We start from the raw sequence: 24,929 nt of genomic DNA on the forward strand, positions 1-24,929 counted from the left end.
GCGGTATGCCTGACAAAACATGGTGTCTGGTTTTGGGGCCGCTACGCGACCCAACGGGGGCAAGCCCCCTCGCCACAGATCTGCGTGAATGCTTCGGCGCCCTCTTTTGGTGCTTCGGTGAAGTGAGTAGACTGCGCGCCTTCTTGTAAGGACCGCCACCATGTTGCTGATGCTCTACCTGATCGCCATTACTGCCGAAGCCATGACTGGCGCCCTGTCTGCAGGCCGTCGCGGCATGGACTGGTTTGGCGTGGTGCTGATTGCGTGCGTCACGGCTTTGGGCGGCGGTTCGGTGCGCGACGTGCTGCTCGGCCACTACCCGCTGACCTGGGTCAAACACCCGGAATACCTGGTGCTGACCTCCGTCGCGGCGATGCTGACGATCTTCATCGCTCGTTGGATGCGCCATCTGCGTTCGCTGTTTTTGGTGCTTGATGCCGTGGGCCTGGTGGCGTTCACCCTGATCGGCTGCATGACGGCCCTGGAAATGGGTCATGGCATGCTGGTGGCCTCGGTCAGTGGCGTGATCACCGGGGTATTTGGTGGCATCCTGCGAGACATCTTCTGCAACGACATCCCACTGATATTCCGCCGCGAGCTCTACGCCAGCGTCTCGTTTGCCGCGGCGTGGTGCTATCTGCTCTGCATCTACCTGCAATTACCCGGTGAACAGGCGATCCTGATCACCCTGTTCGGCGGCTTCCTGCTGCGTTTGCTGGCGATCCGTTTCCACTGGGAAATGCCCAAGTTTGTTTATAACGACGAGGCATGATCCCCACGACTCGCGTGTTGTTTCAAAGCCCATTCAACATGCTCGCGCACCAGCTCCGACGGATAGTCCCGCCGTGCCTTCAGCGCCTCCAACACCGGAATACTCGACGGCGCATTACCCAGGCCGACCGCCAGATTGCGCAACCAGCGCTCGTAACCCGCGCGTCTGAGCGGTGAGCCCTCGGTGCTGCTGAGGAACTTCTCTTCGTCCCACATGAACAGTTCGGCCAGTTCGGCGTTGTCCAGATTGTGCCTTGGTTTGAAATCGCTTTCGTCAGAAGGTCGAGCGAAGCGGTTCCACGGGCAGACGATCTGACAGTCATCGCAACCGAATACCCGATTGCCGATCAATGGCCGCAAATCTTCGGGGATAGCACTTTTCAGTTCGATGGTCAGGTACGAAATGCAGCGCCGGGCGTCCAGCACATACGGACCCACGAAGGCGTTGGTCGGGCAGATGTCCAGACAGGCGGTGCAGCGACCGCAATGTTCGGTGGCGTGGGGCGGGTCGACCGGCAGCGGCAGGTCGACGAACAGTTCGCTGAGGAAGAAGTAGCTGCCGGCCTTGCGATTCAAGACCAGGGTGTTTTTGCCGATCCAGCCAAGGCCAGCCTGTTCCGCGATGGCTTTTTCCAGCACCGGGGCGCTGTCGACAAAGGCGCGGTAGCCGAACGGGCCGATCACCGCCTGAATTTTTTCCGCCAGTTGTTGCACGCGTTTACGGATCAATTTGTGGTAATCACGGCCCAAGGCATAACGTGAGACGTAGGCTTTTTCCGGTTCGGCCAGGCGTTTGGCCATTTCGGTGTCGCCCGGCAGGTAGTCCATGCGCAGGGAAACGACGCGAAGCGTGCCGGGCACCAGCTCTTCCGGGTGCGAACGTTTGCTGCCGTGGGCGCCCATATACTCCATTTCGCCGTGGTAGCCGGCCGCGAGCCAGCGCTCCAGGTGCTGCTCATGCTCGGCCAGGTCGAGGCCGCTGATGCCGACTTGCTGAAAGCCCAGCTCGCGGCCCCAGTCCTTGATGGATTGGGCGAGGGCTGGCAGGTCTGTGTTAATAGCGGGCATGAGACGAGAGAAACCGGAGCTGAGGTGCGTATAATTCTGCCAGACATCGGAGCCTGAAGACGCATGCCGCACACTAAAGATGAATTACCCGACGCGCTGTATAGCGCCGCGCAAGTCCGAGGGCTCGATGCGAGCCTGATTGCGGCCGGTACACCGGGCTTCGAATTGATGCAGCGTGCGGCGCGGGCGACTTGGCGCGCGCTGGTCCGTCATTGGCCGACGGCGCACGAATTGAGCGTGGTGGCCGGTCACGGCAATAATGCGGGCGACGGTTACCTGGTGGCCGTGCTGGCCCGACGGGCCGGCTGGCACGTGCGGGTGCTGGCCGCCGGTGATCCCGGGCGTTTGCAGGGCGATGCCGCGTCGGCCCATGCCGAGGCAGTAGCCGAAGGCGTCGCCATTCAAGGCTGGAGCGCGCACTGCGAATTACGCGGCATTGTGCTGGATGCCTTGCTTGGCACCGGCCTGACCGGTGAAGTACGCGAGCCGTATGCCAGCGCCATTGCCGCGATCAACGCCAGTGGGCTACCGGTTGCGGCGGTGGATATCCCCTCGGGGCTGTGCGCCGATACGGGCCGCATACTCGGCATTGCGGTTCGAGCCGACCTGACGGTGACGTTCATCGGTTTGAAGCTGGGTCTGTTCACCGGTGACGCTGCGGATGTGGTCGGCGATTTGGTATTCAATGATCTGCAAGCCGCCCCCGAGACGTTTATCGGGGCCACGGTCAGCGCTCGTCGCCTGGCGGCCGGTAATGTGCCGCGTCTCACCGGTCGCGCTCCAACGTCCCACAAAGGCAAATTTGGCCACGTATTGTTGATCGGCGGTGATCGCGGTTTTGGCGGCGCCATCCTGCTCGGTGCACAAAGTGCTTTGCGCAGCGGCGCCGGCATGGTGTCTGTGGCCACCCGCAATGAGCATGTTCCAGCCGCCTTGGCGCGTTTGCCAGAAGCTATGGTGCTCGGCACTTCGTCGGCCAATCAATTGATGGGGCTGCTTGAGAAGGTCACGGTGCTGGTCGTCGGCCCGGGGCTGGGGCAGGCCGCTTGGGGGCGCAGTCTATTGTCGGCCGCGGCCAATGCGCCGCTGCCGCAAGTCTGGGACGCCGATGCGTTGAACCTGTTGGCCGAAGGTGGCGTGAGTTTGCCCGCAGGTTGTGTTATCACGCCGCACCCTGGCGAGGCGGCGCGATTACTGGGGGTATCGACAGCCGATGTTCAGGTCGATCGTCCTGCCGCTGCCCATGCATTGAGCAAAAAATATACAGCGGTGGTGATCCTCAAGGGCGCCGGTAGTTTGATCGCCAGCCCCCACGGGCGTCTGGCGCTGTGTCATCAGGGTCATCCGGCCATGGCATCTGCCGGTTTGGGCGATGTGCTGGCCGGTCTGGTCGGCGCCTTGCTCGCTCAGGGCATGGACGCGTACGACGCGGCGTGCCTTGCGGTCTGGCTGCACGCCAATGCCGGCGAGCAACAAGGTAAATTCGGCCGCGGGCTGGCGGCCAGTGATCTGATTCCAGCCATTCGTCAGTTGTTGGAGGAGCAAGCACCGTGTCTGAAGTAACCCTGTACCTGGCTGATGAAGAGGCGATGACTGCGTTTGGTGCGCGCATCGCACAAACCACTGAAGGGCACGGTCTGATTTTCCTCGAGGGGGACTTGGGGGCGGGGAAAACCACGCTGTCCCGGGGCATTATTCGTGGCCTGGGACATACAGGCGCGGTAAAAAGTCCGACGTTCACATTGGTTGAACCCTACGAGATCGGCGACATCCGCGCCTTCCATTTCGACCTGTATCGACTGGTCGATCCGGAGGAGCTGGAGTACCTCGGCATCCGCGACTATTTCGAAGACGATGCACTGTGCCTGATCGAATGGCCCCGCAATGGTGCAGGCTTTTTGCCAAAGCCCGACCTGACCATTACCATTAGCCCGCAAGACAGCGGGCGTTCGCTGAAAATTTTGCCCCAGGGCTCGCGTGGCGAGTTGTGGTGTGCCGCTTTGGCATTGGAATCCAATTAAATGATGGGGTTAGGTATGCGCTTTCGCGCGTTGGTTGCTGCCGTAGGATTGTTGTTTTTGGCGGTGACCGTCGACGCTGTGGCCGAGACGAAGGTCAACAGTGTTCGCTTGTGGCGGGCGCCGGACAACACGCGACTGGTGTTTGACCTGACAGGGCCTGTCCAGCACAGCGTTTTTACCCTGACCTCCCCGGACCGGTTGGTGATCGACATCAATGGCGCCTCTCTGGGGTCGCCGCTGAACGTCAATACCTCGAATACTCCGATCACCGCAATGCGCTCGGCTCAACGAACGCCGACCGATCTGCGAGTGGTCATCGACCTGAAAAAGGCCGTCACGCCGAAAAGTTTTACCTTGGCGCCCAATGCCCAATACGGTAACCGCTTGGTGGTCGACCTGTTCGATAACGCCGCCGATGCCGCGCCAATTCCTGTACCAACTAACGTCGTGACCGTGGCTCCGGTGCCGGTCACTCCGGTAGATCCGCCGGTCAAGCTGCCGCCCGCACCGGCCGGCAAGCGCGACATCATTGTGGTGATCGACGCCGGCCACGGTGGCGAAGACCCGGGTGCCTCGGGCTCTCGCGGTCAGCGTGAAAAAGACGTGGTACTGGCGATCGCCCGTGAACTGCAGCGTCAGGTCAATGGCATGAAAGGCTTCCGCGCCGAACTGACGCGTACCGGCGACTACTTCATTCCGTTGCGCGGTCGTACCGAAATCGCCCGCAAGAAGGGTGCTGACCTGTTTGTTTCGATCCACGCCGACGCCGCGCCTTCGGCCGCCGCGTTCGGTGCCTCGGTGTTCGCTTTGTCTGACCGTGGTGCCACGTCGGAGACTGCCCGTTGGTTGGCCGACAGCGAAAACCGTTCCGACTTGATCGGCGGTGCCGGCAACGTCAGCCTCGATGACAAGGACCGCATGCTGGCCGGCGTGCTGCTCGATCTGTCGATGACCGCTTCCCTGACATCCAGCCTGAACGTTGGCCAGAAAGTCTTGAGCAACATCGGTCGCGTCACGCCGCTGCATAAACAGCGCGTGGAGCAAGCCGGGTTCATGGTGCTGAAGTCGCCGGACATCCCGTCGATCCTGGTGGAAACCGGTTTTATCTCCAACGCCAACGAAGCTTCCAAGCTTGCCGCAGCGAACCACCAGCAGGCGCTGGCGCGTTCTATCAGCAGCGGTGTGCGGCAGTTCTTCCAGCAGAATCCACCGCCGGGCACCTACATTGCCTGGCTGCGCGATTCTGGCAAAATCGCCCAGGGCCCGCGTGACCATCGCGTGAACCCCGGTGAAACCCTGGCGATGATCGCCGTGCGCTATCAGGTGTCTCCGGCCACCTTGCGCAACGCCAACAACCTCAAGAGCGATGAGCTGAAGATTGGTCAGACATTGACCATTCCCGGCACTGAACTGGCGGCCAAAGAATGAACCAGGTGCTGACCAACACTGCGCGGATCGAGCTGCTCAGCCCGCGGCTGGCGAACCAGATCGCCGCCGGTGAAGTGGTTGAACGCCCGGCCTCGGTGATCAAGGAGTTGCTGGAAAACAGCCTCGACTCCGGCGCCAAACGCATCGATGTCGATGTGGAGCAGGGCGGCGTCAAGCTGCTGCGGGTGCGCGACGATGGCAGCGGCATTTCTGCAGATGACCTGCCCCTGGCCCTGGCCCGTCACGCCACCAGCAAGATTCGCAATCTGGAAGACCTCGAACAGGTGATGAGCCTGGGCTTTCGTGGTGAGGCGCTGGCGTCCATCAGCTCCGTGGCGCGTCTGACCCTGACGTCCCGCACTCGCGATGCCGATCAGGCCTGGCAGGTGGAAACCGAAGGCCGGGACATGGCGCCTCGCGTGCAACCGGCGGCCCATCCGGTGGGGACTTCGGTGGAAGTGCGCGATTTGTTCTTCAACACCCCGGCGCGCCGCAAGTTTCTCAAGACTGAAAAAACCGAATTCGATCACCTGCAAGAAGTGATCAAGCGTCTGGCGCTGGCGCGGTTCGATGTGGCGTTCCATTTGCGCCACAATGGCAAAACCATCCTCAGCCTGCACGAAGCCCACGATGACGCGGCCCGCGCCCGGCGTGTGGCGGCGATCTGCGGGGCGGGTTTTCTGGAGCAGGCGCTGCCGATCGAAATCGAGCGCAATGGCCTGCATCTGTGGGGGTGGGTCGGGTTGCCGACCTTTAACCGCAGCCAGGCGGACTTGCAGTACTTCTTTGTGAATGGCCGCGCGGTGCGCGACAAACTGGTGGCCCACGCGGTGCGCCAGGCTTATCGCGACGTGCTGTTCAACGGTCGGCATCCGACGTTCGTGCTGTTTTTCGAAGTCGATCCGGCGGGCGTCGACGTCAACGTGCACCCGACCAAGCACGAAGTACGCTTCCGTGACGGGCGCATGGTTCACGATTTCCTCTATGGCACTTTGCACCGCGCCCTCGGCGATGTGCGGCCGGAAGATCATCTGGCCGCGCCTGTCGCGACGGCCATTGTCCGGCCCACCGGGCTCGACGCCGGTGAGTTCGGTCCGCAGGGCGAAATGCGTCTGGCGGCCAATGCGCTGCTGGAACAGCCTCAGGCCCAACCTTCCTTTAATACGACGGCGGGCTCCGGCGCTGGTGCCGGTTATCAGTATCAGTATCAGTACACGCCACGGCCTCAGTCCGGCGTACCCGTCGCCGAAGCTCAGGCGGCCTACCGTGAGTTCTTCGCGCCGTTGCCCGAAGCCAATGCGGTAGCGCTCCCGGCCGGCCAGGACGATATTCCGCCGCTGGGTTACGCGTTGGCGCAGCTCAAGGGCATCTATATTCTTTCGGAAAACGCCCAGGGCCTGGTGCTGGTGGACATGCACGCCGCCCACGAGCGAATCATGTACGAACGCCTGAAAATCGCGATGGCCAGCGAAGGCCTGAGTGGTCAGCCGCTGTTGGTGCCAGAGTCGTTGGCGGTCAGTCAGCGCGAAGCCGATTGTGCCGAAGAACACGTCGCGTGGTTCCAGCGGCTGGGCTTTGAGTTGCAGCGTCTTGGCCCGGAGTCGCTGGCGATCCGGCAAATCCCCGCACTGCTGAAACAGGCGGAAGCCAATCGATTGGTCAGCGATGTTCTGGCGGATTTGATGGAATACGGCACCAGCGACCGGATTCAGGCACACCTGAACGAACTGCTCGGCACCATGGCCTGCCACGGCGCGATTCGCGCGAATCGGCGACTGGCCTTGCCGGAAATGAACGGTCTGCTGCGGGACATGGAAAACACCGAACGCAGCGGTCAATGCAACCATGGCCGACCGACCTGGACCCAATTGGGCCTGGACGATCTGGACAAACTGTTTTTGCGCGGTCGTTGATGAGCCAGCTCCCTCCTGCGATTTTCCTGATGGGGCCGACGGCTGCCGGCAAGACCGACCTGGCCATCGAACTCACCAAGGTCCTGCCTTGCGAGCTGATCAGCGTCGATTCGGCGCTGGTTTACCGTGGCATGGACATTGGCACCGCCAAGCCTTCCAAAGAAATTCTGGCCGAATTCCCGCATCGATTGATCGATATTCTCGACCCGGTCGAAAGTTATTCGGCTGCTGATTTTCGTCGTGATGCGCTCCAGGCCATGGCCGAGATCACCGCGCGGGGCAAAATTCCGCTGCTGGTAGGCGGCACAATGCTCTACTACAAGGCTTTGCTCGAAGGTCTGGCCGACATGCCGGCGGCCGATCCGGACGTGCGCGCGCAAATTGAAGAAGAGGCTGCACGCCTTGGCTGGCAAGCCCTGCACGATCAATTGGCGATCATCGATCCGCAATCCGCAGCGCGAATTCATCCGAACGATCCACAGCGCCTCAGTCGAGCGCTGGAAGTTTATCGCGTCAGTGGTCAGAGCATGACTGAGCTACGCTTGCGACAATCTGCGCAAAGTACTGAAGCAGCCGCTTCGGGACTGCAACAATTGCCCTATACTGTCGCGAACTTGGCCATCGCTCCGGCAAATCGCCAGGTACTGCACGAGCGTATTAAACAAAGATTCACAAATATGTTGGAACAGGGATTCATCGAAGAGGTCGTAGCCCTGCGAGATAGAGGTGACCTGCATTCAGGGTTGCCGTCTATACGTGCTGTGGGTTATCGACAAGTCTGGGATTACCTGGATGGCAAGCTGACGCAAGCCGAGATGCAGGAGCGTGGAATCATTGCCACGCGCCAATTGGCAAAGCGCCAGTTCACCTGGCTACGCAGTTGGGCTGATTTACACTGGTTGGACAGCCTCGATTGCGACAATCTGCCGCGCGCCTTGAAATACCTTGGGACCATCTCCATATTGAGCTGAGTCCTTGCAATTGCCGTCTATCCTTGGGGGTGTGACGGCCCCAAGCCATTTGTTTACCTATTTTTTATATTGAATCCTTAAAGGAGTGCGGCACATGTCAAAAGGGCATTCGCTACAAGACCCTTACTTGAATACTTTACGTAAAGAGAAAGTGGGGGTTTCCATCTACCTGGTCAACGGGATCAAACTGCAAGGCACGATCGAGTCTTTCGACCAGTTCGTTATCCTGCTGAAAAACACCGTTAGCCAAATGGTTTACAAACACGCTATCTCTACAGTGGTGCCGGTTCGTCCAATTCGTCTGCCTAGCGCAACCGAATCCGAAGCAGGTGACGCTGAGCCAGGTAACGCCTGATAGGAGTCTCCTTTGTTCTTTGAGCGCCACGGTGGTGGTGAACGGGCAATTCTCGTTCACTTGGATGGTCAGGACCCTGAGGCGCGCGAAGATCCGCAGGAGTTTCAGGAGTTGGCAATTTCGGCAGGCGCCGAGACCGTCGCGTTTTTTAACGTGCCGCGTCATCGGCCAACCGCCAAAACCCTGATTAGCAGTGGCAAGGTCGAAGAATTACGCGACCTGGTCAGCGCCGAACAGGTCGATCTGGTGATTTTCAATCACATCCTCACGCCCAGTCAGGAACGTAACCTCGAACGTATTTTCGAGTGCCGCGTGATTGACCGCACGGGTTTGATTCTCGATATCTTCGCCCAACGCGCCCGCACCCATGAAGGCAAGCTCCAGGTTGAACTGGCCCAGCTTGAACACATGAGTACGCGGCTGGTTCGTGGCTGGACTCACCTTGAGCGGCAGAAGGGCGGTATCGGTCTGCGCGGCCCGGGTGAAACCCAGCTGGAAACCGACCGACGCCTGTTGCGGGTTCGCCTGCGGCAGATCAAGGGGCGTCTGGAAAAGGTCCGCAGCCAGCGCGAGCAATCTCGTCGCGGGCGCAAACGTGCTGACATTCCGACGGTTTCACTGGTGGGTTATACCAACGCCGGCAAATCGACGCTGTTCAACTCGGTCACCGATTCCGACGTCTTCGCCGCCGACCAGCTATTCGCTACCCTCGACCCGACCCTGCGCCGACTCGAACTCGATGACCTCGGGCCGATCGTGCTGGCCGACACAGTGGGCTTCATTCGCCACTTGCCGCACAAACTGGTCGAGGCATTTCGGGCTACGCTCGAAGAGTCGAGCAACTCCGACCTGCTGCTGCACGTGATCGATGCGCATGAGCCTGAGCGGATGGCCCAGATTGAACAGGTCATGGTGGTGCTCGGGGAGATCGGGGCACAAGACTTGCCGATCCTTGAGGTATACAACAAACTCGATTTGCTCGAGGGTGTTGAGCCGCAGATCCAGCGCGATGCCGATGGCAAACCGCAGCGGGTCTGGTTGTCGGCCAAGGACGGTACCGGTCTGGACCTGCTCAAGCAGGCTGTGGCCGAACTGTTAGGCAGTGATTTGTTTGTTGGCACCTTGCGCTTGCCGCAACGTTTTGCTCGACTGCGTGCGCAGTTTTTCGAACTCGGTGCGGTGCAAAAAGAAGAACACGACGAAGAAGGCATCAGCTTGCTGGCTGTACGCTTGCCACGAATCGAATTGAATCGACTCGTGAGCCGTGAAGGTCTGCAGCCGATGGAATTCATCGAGCAACACACTTTGCAATAAAAGCCTGAGAAAGCGGTTGTGCCGTGGTGACAGGCATTCTGTAGCATTGGTCGGCGCGCCGTGGGTGCGTCTTTGCTTTATCAGATGGAGAGCGCTATGGCTTGGAATGAGCCGGGTGGCAACTCGAATAATCAGGATCCTTGGGGTGGCAAGCGCCGCAATAACGGCGACCGCAAGGGACCACCGGATCTCGACGAGGCCTTCCGAAAGCTGCAGGAAAGCCTGAACGGGTTGTTCGGTGGTGGTAAAAAACGCGGTGACGAGGGCGGTGGTTCGGGCAAGAGTGGCGGCTTCGGCGGCCTGCTCGGCATCGGCCTGGTCGTGCTGGCGGCTGTGTGGCTGTACAGCGCTGTCTACGTGGTCGACGAGCAGGAGCAAGCTGTAGTGCTGCGCTTCGGCAAATACTATGAAACCGTCGGCCCGGGCCTGAACATCTATTTCCCGCCGATCGATCGCAAGTACATGGAAAACGTCACGCGTGAGCGTGCCTATACCAAGCAGGGTCAAATGCTGACTGAAGACGAAAACATCGTCGAAGTGCCGCTGACCGTGCAGTACAAGATCAGCAACCTGCAAGACTTCGTGCTGAACGTCGATCAGCCGGAAATCAGCCTGCAACATGCGACCGACAGTGCCTTGCGTCACGTGGTGGGTTCTACCGCCATGGATCAGGTGCTGACCGAAGGTCGTGAATTGATGGCCAGCGAAATCAAGGAGCGTCTGCAACGCTTCCTCGATACCTATCGCACCGGTATCACCGTCACCCAGGTCAACGTACAGAGCGCAGCTGCACCGCGTGAAGTTCAGGAAGCCTTCGATGACGTGATCCGCGCCCGTGAAGACGAGCAGCGTTCGCGCAACCAGGCTGAAACCTACGCCAACGGTGTCGTGCCGGAAGCCCGTGGTCAGGCCCAGCGCATCCTCGAGGATGCCAACGGTTACCGCGACGAGACCGTCTCCCGCGCCAAGGGTGAGGCCGATCGCTTCACCAAGCTGGTAGCCGAGTATCGCAAGGCCCCTGAAGTCACCCGCCAGCGTCTGTACCTGGACACCATGCAGGAAATCTTCAGCAACACCAGCAAGGTTCTCGTGACCGGCAACAAGGATGGCCAGAACAATCTGCTGTACTTGCCGCTGGACAAGATGATCGACAGTGGCCGCAGCCCCGGTGCTCCGGTGACCGGCGCAGCAGCCAGCAGTAATGAAGTGAATGCGCGTGCAGCAGCTGATCTGCAGCAACAGCAAGCACGTACCAGGGAGAGTCGCTGATGAGCAATAAATCGCTGATCGCCCTTATTATCGGCGTCGTCGTGGCGATCGTTGCCTGGAACTGCTTCTACATCGTGGCTCAGACCGAGCGCGCGGTGATGCTGCAGTTCGGTCGCGTGGTCCAGGCCGATGTTCAGCCGGGCCTGCATGTGAAAGTGCCTTACGTGAACAAGGTGCGCAAATTCGACGCGCGTCTGATGACACTGGATGCACCGACACAGCGCTTCCTGACGCTGGAAAAGAAAGCCGTAATGGTCGATGCCTACGCCAAGTGGCGTGTGAAAGATGCCGAGCGCTTCTACACCGCGACTTCCGGCCTCAAGCAGATTGCCGACGAGCGTCTTTCCCGTCGTCTGGAATCGGGCCTGCGTGACCAGTTCGGTAAGCGCACCCTGCACGAAGTAGTGTCCGGTGAGCGTGATGCGCTGATGGCTGACATCACCAATTCGCTGAACAAGATGGCGGAAAAAGAGCTGGGCATCGAAGTTGTCGATGTCCGGGTCAAAACCATCGACCTGCCGAAGGAAGTGAACCGCAGCGTGTTCGAACGTATGAGCACCGAACGTGAGCGTGAAGCTCGCGAGCACCGCGCCAAGGGTAACGAGCTGGCTGAAGGCATCCGTGCCGACGCCGACCGTCAACGCCGCGTGCTGCTGGCTGAAGCCTATCGTGAGTCCGAAGAGGTTCGCGGTGACGGTGACGCCCAGGCTGCTGCGATCTACTCCAAGGCATACGGCCAGGATCAGGAGTTCTACGCGTTCTACCGTAGCCTGCGTGCCTACCGTGAAAGCTTCGCGAACAAATCCGACGTCATGGTCCTGGACCCGGGCAGCGACTTCTTCCGTTACCTGGAAAAAGCCAAGCCTTGATGCGGCGTTGACCTGAATCATCCCCCGCCTGGCGGCTAAAGCCTCGGGCGGGGTGATCCTTTGGGAAAACGTGTGTATGATGCGGCAGCCGGGAAATTCCCGGCTTTTTTGCGTCTGCACGTTTGATTGCTGTTTTTATGCAGGCGCCCGAGTTGAATGACTCGACAGGTTTTTCGAGGAAAATGGTTGGCGAAGCCGATTTCAGGCTTTTCGCCCCGTTGTTCATGCGCGTGGTTTGCACATGAGCCGATCATTTTCTGCTTCACTCAAGGCTCGCCCAAAGGCTTGTCGCCCGGATCATAGGGGAATGGCGTAATGGCAACGGTAGACCGCTGGCTGCTGCCAGATGGCATCGAAGAAGTACTGCCACCAGAAGCTGCGCGCATTGAAGTAGCGCGTCGCCAGGTGTTGGATCTGTTCCAGAGCTGGGGTTACGAGTTTGTCGTGACTCCCCATATCGAGTACCTGGAATCCCTGCTGACCGGCGCGGGTTCGGATCTTGATCTGCGTACCTTCAAGGTCATCGACCCGCAGTCGGGCCGGCAGATGGGTTTCCGTGCCGACATCACGCCGCAAGTGGCGCGCATCGATGCGCACACCCTGCGTCGCGAAGGTCCGAGCCGTCTGTGTTATGCCGGTAGCGTGCTGCATGCTCAGCCGCGCGCCTTGTCGTCCTCACGCAGCCCGATTCAACTGGGTGCCGAGTTGTACGGCGATGCCAGCCCGAGCAGCGACGTGGAAGTCATCAGCCTGATGCTGGCCATGCTGCAACTGGCCGATGTGCCGGATGTGCACATGGACCTCGGCCATGTCGGTATCTACCGCGGCCTGGCCCGCGCCGCCGGTTTGTCCGGCGAAGTCGAGCAACAGTTGTTCGATGCGTTGCAACGTAAAGCCATCGACGAGGTCATTACCTTGACCGAAGGCCTGCCTGCCGATCTGTCGGGCATGCTGCGAGCGTTGGTCGACCTGTGTGGCGGTCGTGAAGTGTTGAGCGCAGCGCGTGAGCGTCTGGCCAATGCGCCGGGACCCGTGCTGGCGGCCCTGGACGATTTGCTGGCAATTGCCGAGCGTCTGTCCACGCGTTTCCCGGAATTACCGCTGTATTTCGACCTGGGCGAGTTGCGCGGCTACCACTACCACACCGGTGTAGTGTTCGCCGTGTTCGTACCGGGTGTTGGCCAGTCCATTGCTCAGGGCGGTCGTTACGACGACATCGGTGCCGACTTCGGTCGTGCCCGTCCGGCAACTGGTTTCTCTACCGATTTGAAAACCCTGGTGACCCTGGGGCGTGCTGAAATCGAGCTACCGTCTGGCGGTATCTGGATGCCTGACAGTACGGATGCAGCTCTCTGGCAGCAGGTTTGCCAGTTGCGCAGTGAGGGTCAGCGTGTCGTTCAGGCATTGCCTGGGCAACTTTTGGCCGCCGCCCGTGAAGCGGACTGCGACCGGCAATTGATTCAGCAGAACGGGCTTTGGCAAGTATTGCCGCTGGCTTCTTGAGTTTTCCTGCCGGCCGCCGCCGGCACCAAGTTTGCGCGAATGAGGACAAGTGTTATGGGTAAGAATGTCGTAGTCCTGGGCACCCAATGGGGTGATGAGGGCAAAGGCAAGATCGTTGATCTGCTGACCGAACATGCTGCCGCCGTAGTGCGCTACCAAGGTGGTCACAACGCTGGCCACACCCTGGTGATCGACGGCGAAAAAACCGTCTTGCACCTGATCCCGTCGGGCGTGCTGCGCGAAGGCGTGCAGTGCCTGATCGGTAACGGTGTGGTGGTTGCACCCGACGCTCTGCTGCGGGAAATCATCAAGCTGGAAGAGAAAGGCGTACCGGTGCGCGAGCGCCTGCGTATCAGCCCGTCCTGCCCGCTGATCCTGTCCTACCACGTAGCGCTGGACCAGGCCCGTGAAAAGGCCCGTGGCGAGCTGAAGATCGGTACTACCGGTCGCGGCATCGGCCCGGCTTACGAAGACAAGGTTGCCCGTCGCGGTCTGCGCGTAGGTGATCTGCTCAACATGCCGCGCTTTGAAGCCAAGCTGCGTGAACTGGTGGAATACCACAACTTCATGTTGGTCGGTTTCTATAAAGAACCAGCCATTGACTTCGACAAGACCCTGGCCGAGTGCAAAGAATACGCTGAACTGCTCAAGCCGCTGATGCTGGACGTGACTGCCGAGCTGCACAACCTGCGTCGTGCTGGCAAAGACATCATGTTCGAAGGCGCCCAAGGTTCGTTGCTGGACATCGACCACGGCACCTACCCGTACGTGACCAGCTCTAACACCACCGCTGGCGGCGTTGCTACCGGTTCGGGCGTTGGTCCTATGTTCCTGGACTACATCCTGGGTATCACCAAGGCTTACACCACACGTGTAGGTTCGGGTCCATTCCCGACTGAGCTGTTCGACGAAGTCGGTGCGCACCTGGCTAAACAAGGTCACGAGTTCGGCGCGACTACCGGCCGTGCTCGTCGTTGTGGCTGGTTTGACGCCGTTATCCTGCGCCGCGCTATCGATGTGAACAGCATCTCGGGCATCTGCCTGACCAAGCTGGATGTACTCGACGGTCTGGAAACCATTAACATCTGCGTCGGCTACAAAGATGCAGAAGGTAAGGACGTTGCCCCGACTGACGCTGACAGCTACATGGGCCTGCAGCCGGTGTACGAAGAAGTGCTGGGCTGGACAGAGTCGACCGTGGGTGCCAAAACTCTGGAAGAGCTGCCAGCTAACGCCCGTGCTTACATCAAGCGCGTTGAAGAGCTGATCGGTGCGCCGATCGACATTATTTCGACGGGCCCGGACCGCAACGAAACCATCGTTCTGCGTCACCCGTTCGCTTAATAAGTCGTTGATGTAAAACACGAAGGCCCCTTAATTGGGGCCTTTGTCGTTTATGCCTGTCGAACGGCATGACCTTTGCTGGGAACATTGAAAAAGCATCGTTTCTGACGTGCTATCAATTTGATGGCGTCAAAGCAGAGGGATTTTTAGTGTCGGCCGTTCTCTCACTGTTACAAAGCCGTCTCTTGCGGCCCGTGTTCGTTACCCTTGGTATCGCCCTTTTGGTGCAGGTGCTGGTGGCTGTCGCTCTGACCCGGAGCACAGTGACTGCGCTGGAAGCTGATTTGGGTATGCGCCTGGACGCCGACAGCCAAAAGCTCTCTGGTGAACTTGAGCAGGCAGGGCGTGAAGTCACGTCGAGCCTGGATAACCTGTCCACCAGTACCCGTCAGCGCCTGACGGCCGGGCTGTCTTCGCGTCTGAAGGACGAGCAGGCGCAACTGCGTACGACGTTGGAGAAGGACCTGAAGGATTCGGCCAACGACATGGCGCAGCTTCTGGCCTCGGTCGCACCCCGCGCCATGTGGGACAGCGACATTCCCACCCTGTCCGAATTCGCTCGCCGTGCCCAGCGTAATCCCAATGTGTTGTTCGTGGTCTACGACGACGCCACGGGCCAGCACCTGACGCGCTACCTCAACCGGGAGAACCCGATCAACAAGGCGCTTCTGGAAAAAGGCCAGGGCGAGCGGGCGTTGGACAAGGTCCTGGATGCGGCGAAGAACGATCCGTCGGTCTACTACCTTGAAGCCTCGATCAACCCCAATGGGGTAGAAATCGGCAAGGTCCTAATGGGGGTTTCGACCGCTTCCGTGGAAACCGATCTGGCGGCGCTGGACAAGCGCTTCTCGGCGCTGATCGCCAGCAGCGATCAACTGGTGGGTGACAGCCTCAAAGGCGCGGCCGCTGACAGCGCAACGGCGATGCGCGGGCGCCTGCAATCGGCGCAGTCCACCGCCACTGAAATGAAAGCCAATACCACCACTGCCGTGCAGGAAGCGGCGGGGACTTTGCGCTGGCGCATCGGCATGGGCCTGGCGGTGGTGGGTTTTGGTGTGCTGCTGTTGCTGGCGGTGGTGCTGGGGCGTCGAGTGGTCAACCGCTTGAAGCTGCTGATCGCTGCCATGGATGATCTGGCGGCGGGTGAGGGTGATTTGACCAAGCGTGTGCAGATCAACAGCCAGGATGAGATCGGCGACATGGCTTCAGCGGTCAATCGCTTTGTGGATAAGTTGCAGCCGATCGTGCGGGAGGCGGGCGATGTGGCCCAGCGTACCGGCGTGGAAATTGGTGCCATGACCCTGCGCAATGCCGGTGCGGATGCAGCAGCGGGCATGCAGCGTGATGAAGTGGCCGAAAGCTTGCGCGCGTTGTCGCAAATGGCTGACGAAGCTCAGTCTGAAAGCCATGCCATGCAGGCTGCTTTGCAGCAGGTGGTGGGCATTCGTCAGGCCACGGATGAAAACACTCGGACCTCGGCGAAAGTCGGCAGCCTGATCGAAGCGTTGGCCGGACAGGTCGACACCGGCGCGAAAGTCATTGAGCGCCTGGCGCAGCAGAGTGAGCAGATTGAAGTGGTATTGACTGTGATTCACGGGATCGCCGAACAAACCAACTTGCTGGCATTGAACGCGGCCATTGAGGCGGCGCGTGCCGGCGAGACCGGTCGCGGGTTTGCCGTGGTGGCGGATGAGGTGCGGGCACTGGCGAGCAAGACTCAGAGCTCAACCGGCGACATTCAGGCTCATATCGTTGCGTTGCAGCAGGGCGCGCGCGAGGCTGTTGCAGCGATTGGCCAGGCCGGACGTCAGGCCAGCGAAGGTTTGCTGGTGTTGCGCGACAGTGCGCGGTTGCAGCAGTCGGTGCAGGCGTCGGTCGAGCAGGTGCATGCGGCGATCGGTCTGGCGACCCAGGCCGCGGCGCATCAGGCGCAAGGTGCGCAGGCAGTGCGTGGACGGGTTGAGACCATTCATGCGCAGGCTGAGAAGGCTGCTCAGGCGGTGGTGGAGACTACGGCCAGCGGCAAAGTGCTGGATGGCTTGGCGGCGCAATTGAAGGCGAGCCTGGGGCAGTTCAGGGCTTGATGGGGTGTCTGGGCTGGCCCCTTCGCGAGCAAGCCCGCTCCCACATTTTGATCTCTGGTGTTCACCAATGGCGTGATCAAGGCAGATCCAATGTGGGAGCGGGCTTGCTCGCGAAGACTATCTCAACGGCTCAAATACATCCGCGTCGTCAGTAAATAAACCGGCAACCCCGACACCAATATCAACAACGCCGCATAAGGCGCCGCCGCCGCGAACTCCACATTCGCGGTATGCGCCCAGACTTCCGTCGCCAGTGTATTGAGCCCGGTTGGACTCAGCAGCAGCGTCGCTGTCAGCTCCTTCATCGCATCCAGAAACACCAGCGCAAACGCTGCCCCCAAGGCTGGGAAGATTATCGGCAGCGTCACCCGACAAAACGCGCTGAAGGACGACGCTCCCAGTGTGCGTGCGGCCTCTTCCAGTTGTGGCGCTGCCTTGTTCAGCGCGGTGCGAATCGGCGCTTGAGCCAGCGGCAGAAACAACAGCGCATAAGCAATCAGCAGCAGCGCTGAGGTCTGGTACAGCACCGGCACATAATGCAGGGCGAAATACACCAGGGTCAGCGCAATCACCAAGCCCGGCAGTGCATGCAGCAGATACGGCAGGCGCTCGGCCCAGATTGCCAGTCGGCCTTTATGACGCACCACCAACAATCCCACCGGCACCGCCAGCACCAGGCACAGTGCTGCGCCACCGAGGGACAGCGCCAGAGATGACAGCAATGCCTCGCTGATCGCTGCGACCGGGAACGCCGCTGACGAACCCACCATCAGCCAGTACGCCAGCATCCCCAGCGGAATGCCGCTGCCGATGATCGCTAGCAGCAGGCAGTAGAGTTGTCCGGCAGTCGCCCAAGGCCCCAGGCGAACCTGCTGCGCGTGTCGCGCCGCGCCCTGGCCGGTGCGCACATGTCGGCCCTTGCCACGCACTCGCAACTCCAGCCATAGCAGCACCAGACACAGCGCCAGCAGCACCGCCGAAAGCATCGCTGCGTTAGCGTTGCTGAATTCCAGTTCGAATTGTTGGTAGATCGCTGTTGTGAAGGTCTGCAGGCCGATGATCGATAGTGCGCCGAACTCCACCAGCATGTGCAGCGCAATCAGCAGCGAACCGGCCAGCAGTGACGGCCAGAGCAAAGGCAGGGTGATTTTAAAGAACACGCCCCAGCGATTCTGTCCCAGGGTTCGTGCGGACTCCTCCAGGGACGGATCGAGATTGCGCAGGGTTGCCGCCACTGGCAAAAAAATCAGCGGGTATTTGGACAGGGTCATCACCAGGATCGCCCCGCCCAGCCCTTCGAAGTGAGCGCTCAGGGAGACCCAGGTGAAGCTGCTGACAAACGCCGGCACCGCGAACGGCAGGCACAGGATCACGCCCCATAGCCGTCGCCCCGGAAGATTGCTGCGCTCCAGCAGCCAGGCGAGCGACAAGCCAATCACACTGCAGGCCAGCGTGACGCCGATCATCAGCGCCAGCGTATTGCGCAGCAGGCCAAACACGTAGGGCCGCCACAACAGATGCAGCGCCTCGGCCCAGCCGGCCTGCCAGGTCTTGAGGCCGACATAAGCCAGTGGCAACAGGCTGAGCACCACCAGCAGCAAAACCGGCAGTAACAACCAGATCGACGGCCGCTTGCGCCGTGGCACGTAGCCCCCGCGCAAGGCGGGGGCAGATAACGATGCGCTCATCAGTTCAAGCCAACGTCACGTTCCAGGTCCAGGGCTTCTTCGGCGTTGCCGAGGTCGGCTGGCGTGACTTTCGGCGCTTGCAGTTCGCTGAACGGCTTGAGGCCACGATCCGATTCCATGCCTTTGTGCAGCGGGTATTCGGCGGTGGTCTGGGTGATCACGCGCTGACCTTCTTCGCTGGCCATGTAGGCGAGGAATTGTTGGGCTTCCTTCGGATGCTTGCTGGATTTCAGCACCGCAGCGCTGGAAACGGTGATCAGTCCGCCGACATCACCGCCGGTGAAATAATGCAGTTTCGAATCGAGCTGGCCTTTTTCGCGTTGCAGGGCGAACCAGTAGTAATTGTTCACCAGCACGGTGGCGACTTCACCGTTTTCCACAGCCTTCAGCGCGACCATGTTGTTGCTGTAAGTCTTGCCGAAAGCGCGCAGGCCGGTCAGCCATTCTTCGGCCGCATCCATGCCGTGCACCTTGATGATTGCTACGGCTTGTTCCTGAAACGCGCCACTGGTTGGAACGAAGCCAACTTTGCCTTGCCATTTCGGATCGGAGAATTCCATTACCGACTTGGGCAGGTCTTTTTCATCGATCAACTTGGGATTGAACGCAACCACGCGGACTCGCGCAGTGATACCGATCCAGGTGCCGTTGCCAGCAATGTAGTCCTTTGGCAGAACGGCGAGGGTAGCGGCGTCGGTCTGGGCCAGCAGGCCTTGTTCGCCGAGCTTGTTCAACGGTGGGGATTCTTCGGTGTAGATCACGTCGGCGGGGGAGCGATCGCCTTCTTCGACGACCTGGCTGGCGAGCTGGTTGCTGCTGCCCTTGCGCACATTGACGTGAATCCCGGTCTTGGCTTCGAAGGCTTTGGCGACGGCGTCGCCGACTTCCTTGTGTTGGCCGTTGTAGAGTGTCAGGGAAACCGGATCGGCGGCTTGGGTGAGGGGAGTGGCGAGTGTCAGGCCGAGCAGGGTGATGGTCAGGCTGCGGCGCAGGGTATTTCGAAACATCATTCGCAGGGTTCCTCACTGTTGCATTGCAAAATCTTGTAACAATGATAAACGATATTGTTTCTCATGTGCGTCTTGCGGGTTTGAGGAGTATTTGCTAGAGGGGCAGGGGCGAGTTTTTGTGGCGAGGGAGCTTGCTCCCGTTCGGCTGCGAAGCAGTCGTAATCCTGAAATTGCGGTATGACTAACGAGTGATGAGGGCCGCTTCGCGACCCAGCGGGGGCAAGCCCCCTCGCCACGGGGAAGTAATGGCTTGGGGTTTTCGAAAGCCAGAAACGCAAAAACCCGCTTTCGCGGGTTTCTGTGAAATTCAAGATCGTGACCTTGAATTTGAATTGGTGCCCAGAAGAAGACTCGAACTTCCACGACCTTGCGGTCACCAGCACCTGAAGCTGGCGTGTCTACCAATTTCACCATCTGGGCATAATCTTCAGCGTTGCCGCTGTTGATGTGGCGCACTATACGGAGAGCATTTTGATCTGTAAACCCCTGATTTAGTTTTAATAAATCGGAAGCTTAAAATGCAAAAACCCGCTTTCGCGGGTTTTTGTGTGAGCCTTGAAATTGTTCTAATCTCAAGCTCGAAATTGGTGCCCAGAAGAAGACTCGAACTTCCACGACCTTGCGGTCACCAGCACCTGAAGCTGGCGTGTCTACCAATTTCACCATCTGGGCAGTATCGGCAGCGCGTGTGCGTCGTCGATGGCGCGCACTATACGGAGCGTCTTTTTAACTGTAAACCCCCGGAATAGAAAAAACCTGGAAAATTTCTCCAGTGGTATTCAAATCAGCTTTGCGATGTCGATAAAGGGCTTTAGATGGGCTGTCATAGCCTGAAATTTCCCGTTTCATTACGCCTATGCCAAACTAACCCGCATATAGACAAGGTGAAAACTCTCTAATGGCCGATTGGCAGTCCCTCGATCCCGAGGCCGCTCGTGAAGCGGAAAAATATGAAAACCCTATTCCTAGCCGCGAACTGATCCTTCAGCACCTTGCTGATCGAGGTTCGCCTGCTAACCGCGAGCAGCTGGTCGAAGAGTTTGGTCTGACCACAGAAGACCAGATCGAAGCCCTGCGTCGCCGCCTGCGCGCCATGGAGCGCGACGCTCAACTCATCTATACCCGTCGCGGCACTTATGCGCCGGTGGACAAGCTCGACCTGATCCTGGGCCGCATCAGCGGTCACCGTGACGGCTTCGGCTTCCTGGTCCCGGACGACGGCAGTGACGACCTGTTCATGAGCCCGGGGCAAATGCGCCTGGTGTTCGATGGCGACCGTGCCCTGGCCCGTGTTTCCGGCCTCGACCGTCGCGGTCGCCGCGAAGGCATGATCGTTGAAGTGGTGTCCCGTGCCCACGAGACTATCGTCGGTCGTTACTTCGAAGAGGGCGGTATCGGTTTTGTCGTCGCGGACAATCCGAAGATCCAGCAAGAAGTGCTGGTGACGCCGGGCCGCAACGCCAACGCCCAGATCGGTCAGTTCGTCGAAGTGAAGATCACCCACTGGCCGACGCCACGCTTCCAGCCGCAAGGCGACGTGGTCGAAGTCGTGGGTAACTACATGGCGCCGGGCATGGAAATCGATGTCGCCCTGCGCACCTACGATATTCCTCATGTCTGGCCTGAAGCGGTGCTCAAAGAAGCCGCCAAGCTCAAGCCGGAAGTCGAAGAGAAAGACAAAGAGAAGCGCATCGACCTGCGCCATCTGCCGTTCGTGACCATCGACGGTGAAGATGCGCGCGACTTCGATGACGCGGTCTACTGCGAAGCCAAACCGGGCAAGCTGCGCCTGTTCTCCGGTGGCTGGAAGTTGTACGTGGCGATTGCCGACGTTTCCAGCTACGTGAAAATCGGTTCGGCACTGGATAACGAATCCCAGGTTCGTGGCAACTCGGTGTACTTCCCCGAGCGCGTCGTGCCGATGCTGCCTGAACAGCTGTCCAACGGTCTGTGCTCGTTGAACCCGCACGTCGATCGCCTGGCCATGGTCTGCGAGATGACTATCTCCAAATCCGGCGAGATGACCGACTACTGCTTCTACGAAGCGGTGATTCACTCTCACGCTCGCCTGACCTACAACAAGGTCAGCGCCATGCTGGAGACGCCGAAAGCTACCGAAGGGCGTCAGCTTCGTGGTGAATACACCGACGTTCTGCCGCACCTCAAGCAGCTGTACGCGCTGTACAAGGTTCTGCTGGCGGCCCGTCACGTGCGCGGCGCGATCGATTTCGAAACGCAGGAAACCCGGATCATCTTCGGTTCCGAGCGCAAGATTGCCGAAATCCGTCCAACCGTTCGCAACGACGCCCACAAGCTGATCGAGGAATGCATGCTGGCGGCCAACGTGGCCACTGCCGAATTCCTGAAAAAGCACGAAATCCCAGCGTTGTATCGTGTCCATGACGGCCCGCCACCGGAGCGTCTGGAAAAACTGCGCGCCTTCCTTGGCGAGCTCGGTCTGTCCCTGCACAAAGGCAAGGATGGTCCGTCGCCGAAGGATTACCAGGCTTTGCTGGCCAGCATCAAGGACCGTCCGGATTTCCACCTGATCCAGACCGTCATGCTGCGTTCGTTGAGCCAAGCGGTGTACAGCGCTGATAACCAGGGCCACTTCGGCCTGAATTACGAAGCCTATACCCACTTCACTTCGCCGATTCGCCGCTACCCGGACTTGCTCACGCACCGGGCGATTCGCAGCGTCATCCATTCGAAAATGGACACCCCGCACGTTCGCCGTGCCGGCGCGATGATCATTCCGAAAGCGCGCATCTATCCGTACGACGAAGCGATCCTGGAGCAGCTCGGCGAGCAGTGCTCGATGAGCGAGCGCCGTGCCGACGAAGCGACCCGCGACGTAGTGAACTGGCTCAAGTGCGAGTTCATGAAAGACCGCGTGGGCGAATCGTTCCCGGGTGTGATCACCGCCGTGACCGGTTTCGGTTTGTTCGTCGAACTGACCGATATTTACGTCGAAGGCCTGGTGCACGTCACCGCGCTGCCGGGCGATTACTACCACTTCGATCCAGTACACCACCGCCTCGCCGGTGAACGTACCGGTCGCAGCTTCCGCCTTGGCGACACGGTTGAAGTGCGCGTCATGCGCGTCGACCTCGACGAGCGCAAGATCGACTTCGAGATGGCTGAAAAAACCATCAGCGCGCCGATCGGCCGCAAGAAGCGTGGGGCTGAAACTGCTGCTCCTGCTGGCGCTACCAAATCTGCTGCAGAGCCGGCACCGGCGAAAACCGGCCGTCGTCCTGCCAAGGAAAAGGCTGTCGAAGCCTATCGCCCTAGCGATGCCGCGGCAAAAAATGCCGAGTTGCGCAAAAGCCGTGAACTGAAGCAGGCGTTGTTGTCTGAAGCGAAAAGCGGCGGTAAAGCGGCGTCTGGGGGAAAGACCGGGCGGTCGGCGCCTGAGAAGGCCTCCGGCGGCAAGCCAGCAAAACCGAGCAAACACCGTAAAGGCCCGCCAAAAGCGGGTTCCGCTCCAGCCGCCAGAAGCGGCGGGGCGCGTAAACCTAAGGCCAAGTCATGAGTCAGTTGGAAAAGATCTATGGCGTGCACGCTGTAGAAGCGTTGCTGCGTCACCATCCAAAACGCGTCAAGCAGATCTGGCTGGCTGAAGGCCGCAGTGATCCGCGGGTGCAGACGCTGATCGCACTCGCTGCCGAAAATCGCGTAGCGGTCGGTCAGGCTGAGCGTCGTGAGCTGGATGCGTGGGTAGAAGGCGTGCACCAGGGCGTGGTCGCGGACGTTAGTCCGAGTCAGGTCTGGGGCGAAGCGATGCTCGACGAATTGCTCGATCGTACCGAAGGCGCACCGCTGCTGCTGGTGCTCGACGGCGTGACCGATCCGCACAACCTCGGCGCTTGCCTGCGTTCGGCCGATGCGGCCGGTGCGCTGGCGGTGATCGTGCCAAAGGACAAGTCAGCCACCCTGACCCCGACAGTGCGTAAAGTCGCCTGCGGCGCGGCGGAAGTGATTCCGTTGGTGGCGGTGACCAACCTGGCGCGCACCCTGGAAAAACTCAAGCAGCGTGGCTTGTGGGTTGTCGGCACGGCGGGTGAGGCTGAGCAGGAGTTGTATCAGCAAGACCTGACCGGCCCGACCATCCTGATCATGGGCGCGGAAGGCAGCGGAATGCGCCGCCTGACTCGCGATCTTTGCGACTACCTGGTGCGTCTGCCAATGGCGGGCAGTGTCAGCAGTCTCAACGTTTCGGTAGCGACTGGCGTTTGTCTGTTCGAGGCCTTGCGCCAGCGCGGCGTCAAAGCTGCCACCAAAAAGTCCTGATCCGGACACGATCCAAGTGTGGGAGCGGGCTTGCTCGCGAATACGGTCTGACATTCAACACTTTTGCTGAATGACATACTGCTTTCGCGAGCAAGCCCGCTCCCACATTGGTTCTGCGTCATGGCAAGGATTGGTGAGTTGAGCGGACTGTTCAAATAATCACCAATTGCCTTGCGCCTCTTCTGTCCCTTCTCTACAATTGCGCCCCTTGCTGTGACGGCAGGCACGCATGTGTCTATCGCAAGCAAGTCCATAAGTGTCATTCACTCCTTGTCTGACCGCTTTTGAGCGGCAGGCTACAACCCGTAAGGAGCATTCATGCGTCATTACGAAATCATCTTTTTGGTCCACCCGGATCAAAGCGAGCAAGTCGGCGGCATGGTTGAGCGTTACACCAAGCTGATCGAAGAAGACGGCGGCAAAATCCACCGTCTGGAAGATTGGGGCCGTCGTCAACTGGCCTACGCAATCAACAATGTTCACAAGGCTCACTACGTGATGCTGAACGTTGAGTGCACTGGCAAGGCCCTGGCCGAGCTGGAAGACAACTTCCGCTACAACGATGCAGTGATCCGTAACCTGGTCATCCGTCGCGAAGAAGCCGTTACCGGCCAATCCGAGATGCTCAAGGCTGAAGAAAACCGCAGTGAGCGCCGTGAGCGTCGCGACCGTCCTGAGCACTCCGACGCTGATAGCGTTGATGGTGATGACAGCGACGCCAGCGATAACGCTGACGAGTAATCCACGGACCTTTTGAGGAGCCTATTACATGGCACGTTTCTTCCGTCGTCGTAAATTCTGCCGCTTCACCGCTGAAGACGTGAAAGAGATCGATTACAAAGATCTCAACACTCTGAAAGCTTACGTATCCGAGACCGGCAAAATCGTTCCAAGCCGCATCACCGGTACCAAAGCTCGTTATCAGCGTCAGCTGGCCACCGCTATCAAGCGCGCCCGCTTCCTGGCCCTGCTGGCCTACACCGACAGCCACGGCCGCTGAGACCGGGCAGTCGACACGTAGCAAAGGA

Annotated in this window: 20 protein-coding genes and 2 tRNA genes; 17 read left to right on the plus strand and 5 right to left on the minus strand. The window is 59.8% G+C overall.

What is annotated here, in order from left to right:
* Positions 1–160: 160 nt before the first annotated feature.
* Positions 161–772 (plus strand): trimeric intracellular cation channel family protein, encoded by a 612-nt coding sequence (locus AB7M29_RS05925; RefSeq protein WP_030128339.1) that lies wholly within the window; start codon positions 161–163, stop codon positions 770–772.
* Here AB7M29_RS05925 and queG read toward each other — a convergent pair.
* Positions 754–1,839 (minus strand): tRNA epoxyqueuosine(34) reductase QueG, encoded by a 1,086-nt coding sequence (queG, locus tag AB7M29_RS05930; RefSeq protein WP_454246513.1) that lies wholly within the window; start codon positions 1,837–1,839, stop codon positions 754–756. The genes AB7M29_RS05925 and queG overlap by 19 nt on opposite strands.
* 63 nt (positions 1,840–1,902) lie before the next feature.
* Here queG and AB7M29_RS05935 point away from each other — a divergent pair, with 63 nt between their 5' ends.
* The 12 genes from AB7M29_RS05935 to AB7M29_RS05990 all read left to right on the plus strand — a co-directional run bounded on the left by AB7M29_RS05935 (position 1,903) and on the right by AB7M29_RS05990 (position 16,910).
* Positions 1,903–3,402, plus strand: a complete 1,500-nt coding sequence (locus AB7M29_RS05935; protein ID WP_454246514.1) for an NAD(P)H-hydrate dehydratase — start codon at positions 1,903–1,905, stop codon at positions 3,400–3,402.
* Positions 3,390–3,860 (plus strand): tRNA (adenosine(37)-N6)-threonylcarbamoyltransferase complex ATPase subunit type 1 TsaE, encoded by a 471-nt coding sequence (gene tsaE, locus AB7M29_RS05940; RefSeq protein ID WP_217855565.1) that lies wholly within the window; start codon positions 3,390–3,392, stop codon positions 3,858–3,860. Before AB7M29_RS05935 ends, tsaE begins: the two co-directional genes overlap by 13 nt.
* Entirely contained in the window at positions 3,861–5,288 is a 1,428-nt protein-coding gene (locus tag AB7M29_RS05945) for an N-acetylmuramoyl-L-alanine amidase (RefSeq protein ID WP_302470493.1), read from the plus strand.
* Positions 5,285–7,201, plus strand: coding sequence for a DNA mismatch repair endonuclease MutL (gene mutL, locus AB7M29_RS05950; protein WP_454246515.1), 1,917 nt, complete (start codon positions 5,285–5,287; stop codon positions 7,199–7,201). Before AB7M29_RS05945 ends, mutL begins: the two co-directional genes overlap by 4 nt.
* Positions 7,201–8,172, plus strand: coding sequence for a tRNA (adenosine(37)-N6)-dimethylallyltransferase MiaA (gene miaA, locus AB7M29_RS05955; RefSeq protein WP_454246516.1), 972 nt, complete (start codon positions 7,201–7,203; stop codon positions 8,170–8,172). The genes mutL and miaA overlap by 1 nt, the downstream gene beginning before the upstream one ends.
* Before the next feature lie 94 nt (positions 8,173–8,266).
* Positions 8,267–8,527, plus strand: coding sequence for an RNA chaperone Hfq (hfq, locus tag AB7M29_RS05960; protein WP_007902656.1), 261 nt, complete (start codon positions 8,267–8,269; stop codon positions 8,525–8,527).
* 12 nt (positions 8,528–8,539) lie between these two features.
* Positions 8,540–9,841 carry a ribosome rescue GTPase HflX gene (gene hflX / locus AB7M29_RS05965; protein ID WP_008009827.1) on the plus strand — a complete coding sequence of 434 codons (1,302 nt, stop codon included), beginning with the start codon at positions 8,540–8,542 and terminating at the stop codon, positions 9,839–9,841.
* Between the two features lie 96 nt (positions 9,842–9,937).
* The gene (hflK, locus tag AB7M29_RS05970) at positions 9,938–11,110 is read left to right on the plus strand and encodes an FtsH protease activity modulator HflK (protein ID WP_038978711.1); all 1,173 of its coding nucleotides are present in this window, start codon (positions 9,938–9,940) and stop codon (positions 11,108–11,110) included.
* A complete protein-coding gene (gene hflC / locus AB7M29_RS05975; protein ID WP_038978712.1) occupies positions 11,110–11,979 on the plus strand; it encodes a protease modulator HflC in 870 nt (289 codons plus the stop codon). Before hflK ends, hflC begins: the two co-directional genes overlap by 1 nt.
* A 315-nt stretch (positions 11,980–12,294) precedes the next feature.
* Positions 12,295–13,482 carry an ATP phosphoribosyltransferase regulatory subunit gene (locus AB7M29_RS05980; RefSeq protein WP_217855575.1) on the plus strand — a complete coding sequence of 396 codons (1,188 nt, stop codon included), beginning with the start codon at positions 12,295–12,297 and terminating at the stop codon, positions 13,480–13,482.
* A gap of 54 nt (positions 13,483–13,536) precedes the next feature.
* Positions 13,537–14,826, plus strand: a complete 1,290-nt coding sequence (locus AB7M29_RS05985) for an adenylosuccinate synthase (protein ID WP_052965947.1) — start codon at positions 13,537–13,539, stop codon at positions 14,824–14,826.
* Between the two features lie 149 nt (positions 14,827–14,975).
* Positions 14,976–16,910 carry a methyl-accepting chemotaxis protein gene (locus AB7M29_RS05990; RefSeq protein ID WP_454246517.1) on the plus strand — a complete coding sequence of 645 codons (1,935 nt, stop codon included), beginning with the start codon at positions 14,976–14,978 and terminating at the stop codon, positions 16,908–16,910.
* 122 nt (positions 16,911–17,032) lie between these two features.
* Here AB7M29_RS05990 and AB7M29_RS05995 read toward each other — a convergent pair whose 3' ends face one another.
* The 4 genes from AB7M29_RS05995 to AB7M29_RS06010 form a co-directional block, all read right to left on the minus strand.
* Positions 17,033–18,598, minus strand: a complete 1,566-nt coding sequence (locus AB7M29_RS05995) for an ABC transporter permease (RefSeq protein ID WP_454246518.1) — start codon at positions 18,596–18,598, stop codon at positions 17,033–17,035.
* Entirely contained in the window at positions 18,598–19,608 is a 1,011-nt protein-coding gene (locus AB7M29_RS06000; RefSeq protein WP_454246519.1) for an extracellular solute-binding protein, read from the minus strand. Before AB7M29_RS06000 ends, AB7M29_RS05995 begins: the two co-directional genes overlap by 1 nt.
* A 333-nt stretch (positions 19,609–19,941) precedes the next feature.
* Positions 19,942–20,028: transfer RNA gene (locus tag AB7M29_RS06005), tRNA-Leu, on the minus strand.
* Positions 20,029–20,193: 165 nt separating this feature from the next.
* A tRNA-Leu gene (locus AB7M29_RS06010) sits at positions 20,194–20,280 on the minus strand.
* 226 nt (positions 20,281–20,506) lie between these two features.
* Here AB7M29_RS06010 and rnr point away from each other — a divergent pair.
* The 4 genes from rnr to rpsR all read left to right on the plus strand — a co-directional run bounded on the left by rnr (position 20,507) and on the right by rpsR (position 24,901).
* Positions 20,507–23,143 (plus strand): ribonuclease R, encoded by a 2,637-nt coding sequence (gene rnr / locus AB7M29_RS06015; RefSeq protein ID WP_052965944.1) that lies wholly within the window; start codon positions 20,507–20,509, stop codon positions 23,141–23,143.
* On the plus strand, positions 23,140–23,901 hold the full coding sequence (gene rlmB / locus AB7M29_RS06020) for a 23S rRNA (guanosine(2251)-2'-O)-methyltransferase RlmB (protein WP_217855596.1): 762 nt from the start codon (positions 23,140–23,142) through the stop codon (positions 23,899–23,901). The genes rnr and rlmB overlap by 4 nt, the downstream gene beginning before the upstream one ends.
* Positions 23,902–24,219: 318 nt before the next feature.
* Entirely contained in the window at positions 24,220–24,642 is a 423-nt protein-coding gene (gene rpsF / locus AB7M29_RS06025; protein WP_095052890.1) for a 30S ribosomal protein S6, read from the plus strand.
* A 28-nt stretch (positions 24,643–24,670) separates the two neighbouring features.
* A complete protein-coding gene (rpsR, locus tag AB7M29_RS06030; protein ID WP_002551829.1) occupies positions 24,671–24,901 on the plus strand; it encodes a 30S ribosomal protein S18 in 231 nt (76 codons plus the stop codon).
* Positions 24,902–24,929: the final 28 nt, after the last annotated feature.

The organism is Pseudomonas sp. F-14 TE3623 (assembly GCF_053629015.1).

Bases quoted from the DNA above. Each gene is read 5' to 3' on its own strand.
- AB7M29_RS05980 (WP_217855575.1), top strand. From the start codon at position 12,295: ATGGCAACGGTAGACCGCTGGCTGCTGCCAGATGGCATCGAAGAAGTA.
- AB7M29_RS05995 (WP_454246518.1), bottom strand. From the start codon at position 18,598: ATGAGCGCATCGTTATCTGCCCCCGCCTTGCGCGGGGGCTACGTGCCA.
- AB7M29_RS05935 (WP_454246514.1), top strand. From the start codon at position 1,903: ATGCCGCACACTAAAGATGAATTACCCGACGCGCTGTATAGCGCCGCG.
- AB7M29_RS06000 (WP_454246519.1), bottom strand. From the start codon at position 19,608: ATGATGTTTCGAAATACCCTGCGCCGCAGCCTGACCATCACCCTGCTC.
- hflK (WP_038978711.1), top strand. From the start codon at position 9,938: ATGGCTTGGAATGAGCCGGGTGGCAACTCGAATAATCAGGATCCTTGG.
- rpsF (WP_095052890.1), top strand. From the start codon at position 24,220: ATGCGTCATTACGAAATCATCTTTTTGGTCCACCCGGATCAAAGCGAG.
- AB7M29_RS05985 (WP_052965947.1), top strand. From the start codon at position 13,537: ATGGGTAAGAATGTCGTAGTCCTGGGCACCCAATGGGGTGATGAGGGC.
- mutL (WP_454246515.1), top strand. From the start codon at position 5,285: ATGAACCAGGTGCTGACCAACACTGCGCGGATCGAGCTGCTCAGCCCG.
- miaA (WP_454246516.1), top strand. From the start codon at position 7,201: ATGAGCCAGCTCCCTCCTGCGATTTTCCTGATGGGGCCGACGGCTGCC.
- queG (WP_454246513.1), bottom strand. From the start codon at position 1,839: ATGCCCGCTATTAACACAGACCTGCCAGCCCTCGCCCAATCCATCAAG.
- rnr (WP_052965944.1), top strand. From the start codon at position 20,507: ATGGCCGATTGGCAGTCCCTCGATCCCGAGGCCGCTCGTGAAGCGGAA.
- rlmB (WP_217855596.1), top strand. From the start codon at position 23,140: ATGAGTCAGTTGGAAAAGATCTATGGCGTGCACGCTGTAGAAGCGTTG.
- AB7M29_RS05925 (WP_030128339.1), top strand. From the start codon at position 161: ATGTTGCTGATGCTCTACCTGATCGCCATTACTGCCGAAGCCATGACT.
- hflC (WP_038978712.1), top strand. From the start codon at position 11,110: ATGAGCAATAAATCGCTGATCGCCCTTATTATCGGCGTCGTCGTGGCG.
- hfq (WP_007902656.1), top strand. From the start codon at position 8,267: ATGTCAAAAGGGCATTCGCTACAAGACCCTTACTTGAATACTTTACGT.
- rpsR (WP_002551829.1), top strand. From the start codon at position 24,671: ATGGCACGTTTCTTCCGTCGTCGTAAATTCTGCCGCTTCACCGCTGAA.
- AB7M29_RS05945 (WP_302470493.1), top strand. From the start codon at position 3,861: ATGATGGGGTTAGGTATGCGCTTTCGCGCGTTGGTTGCTGCCGTAGGA.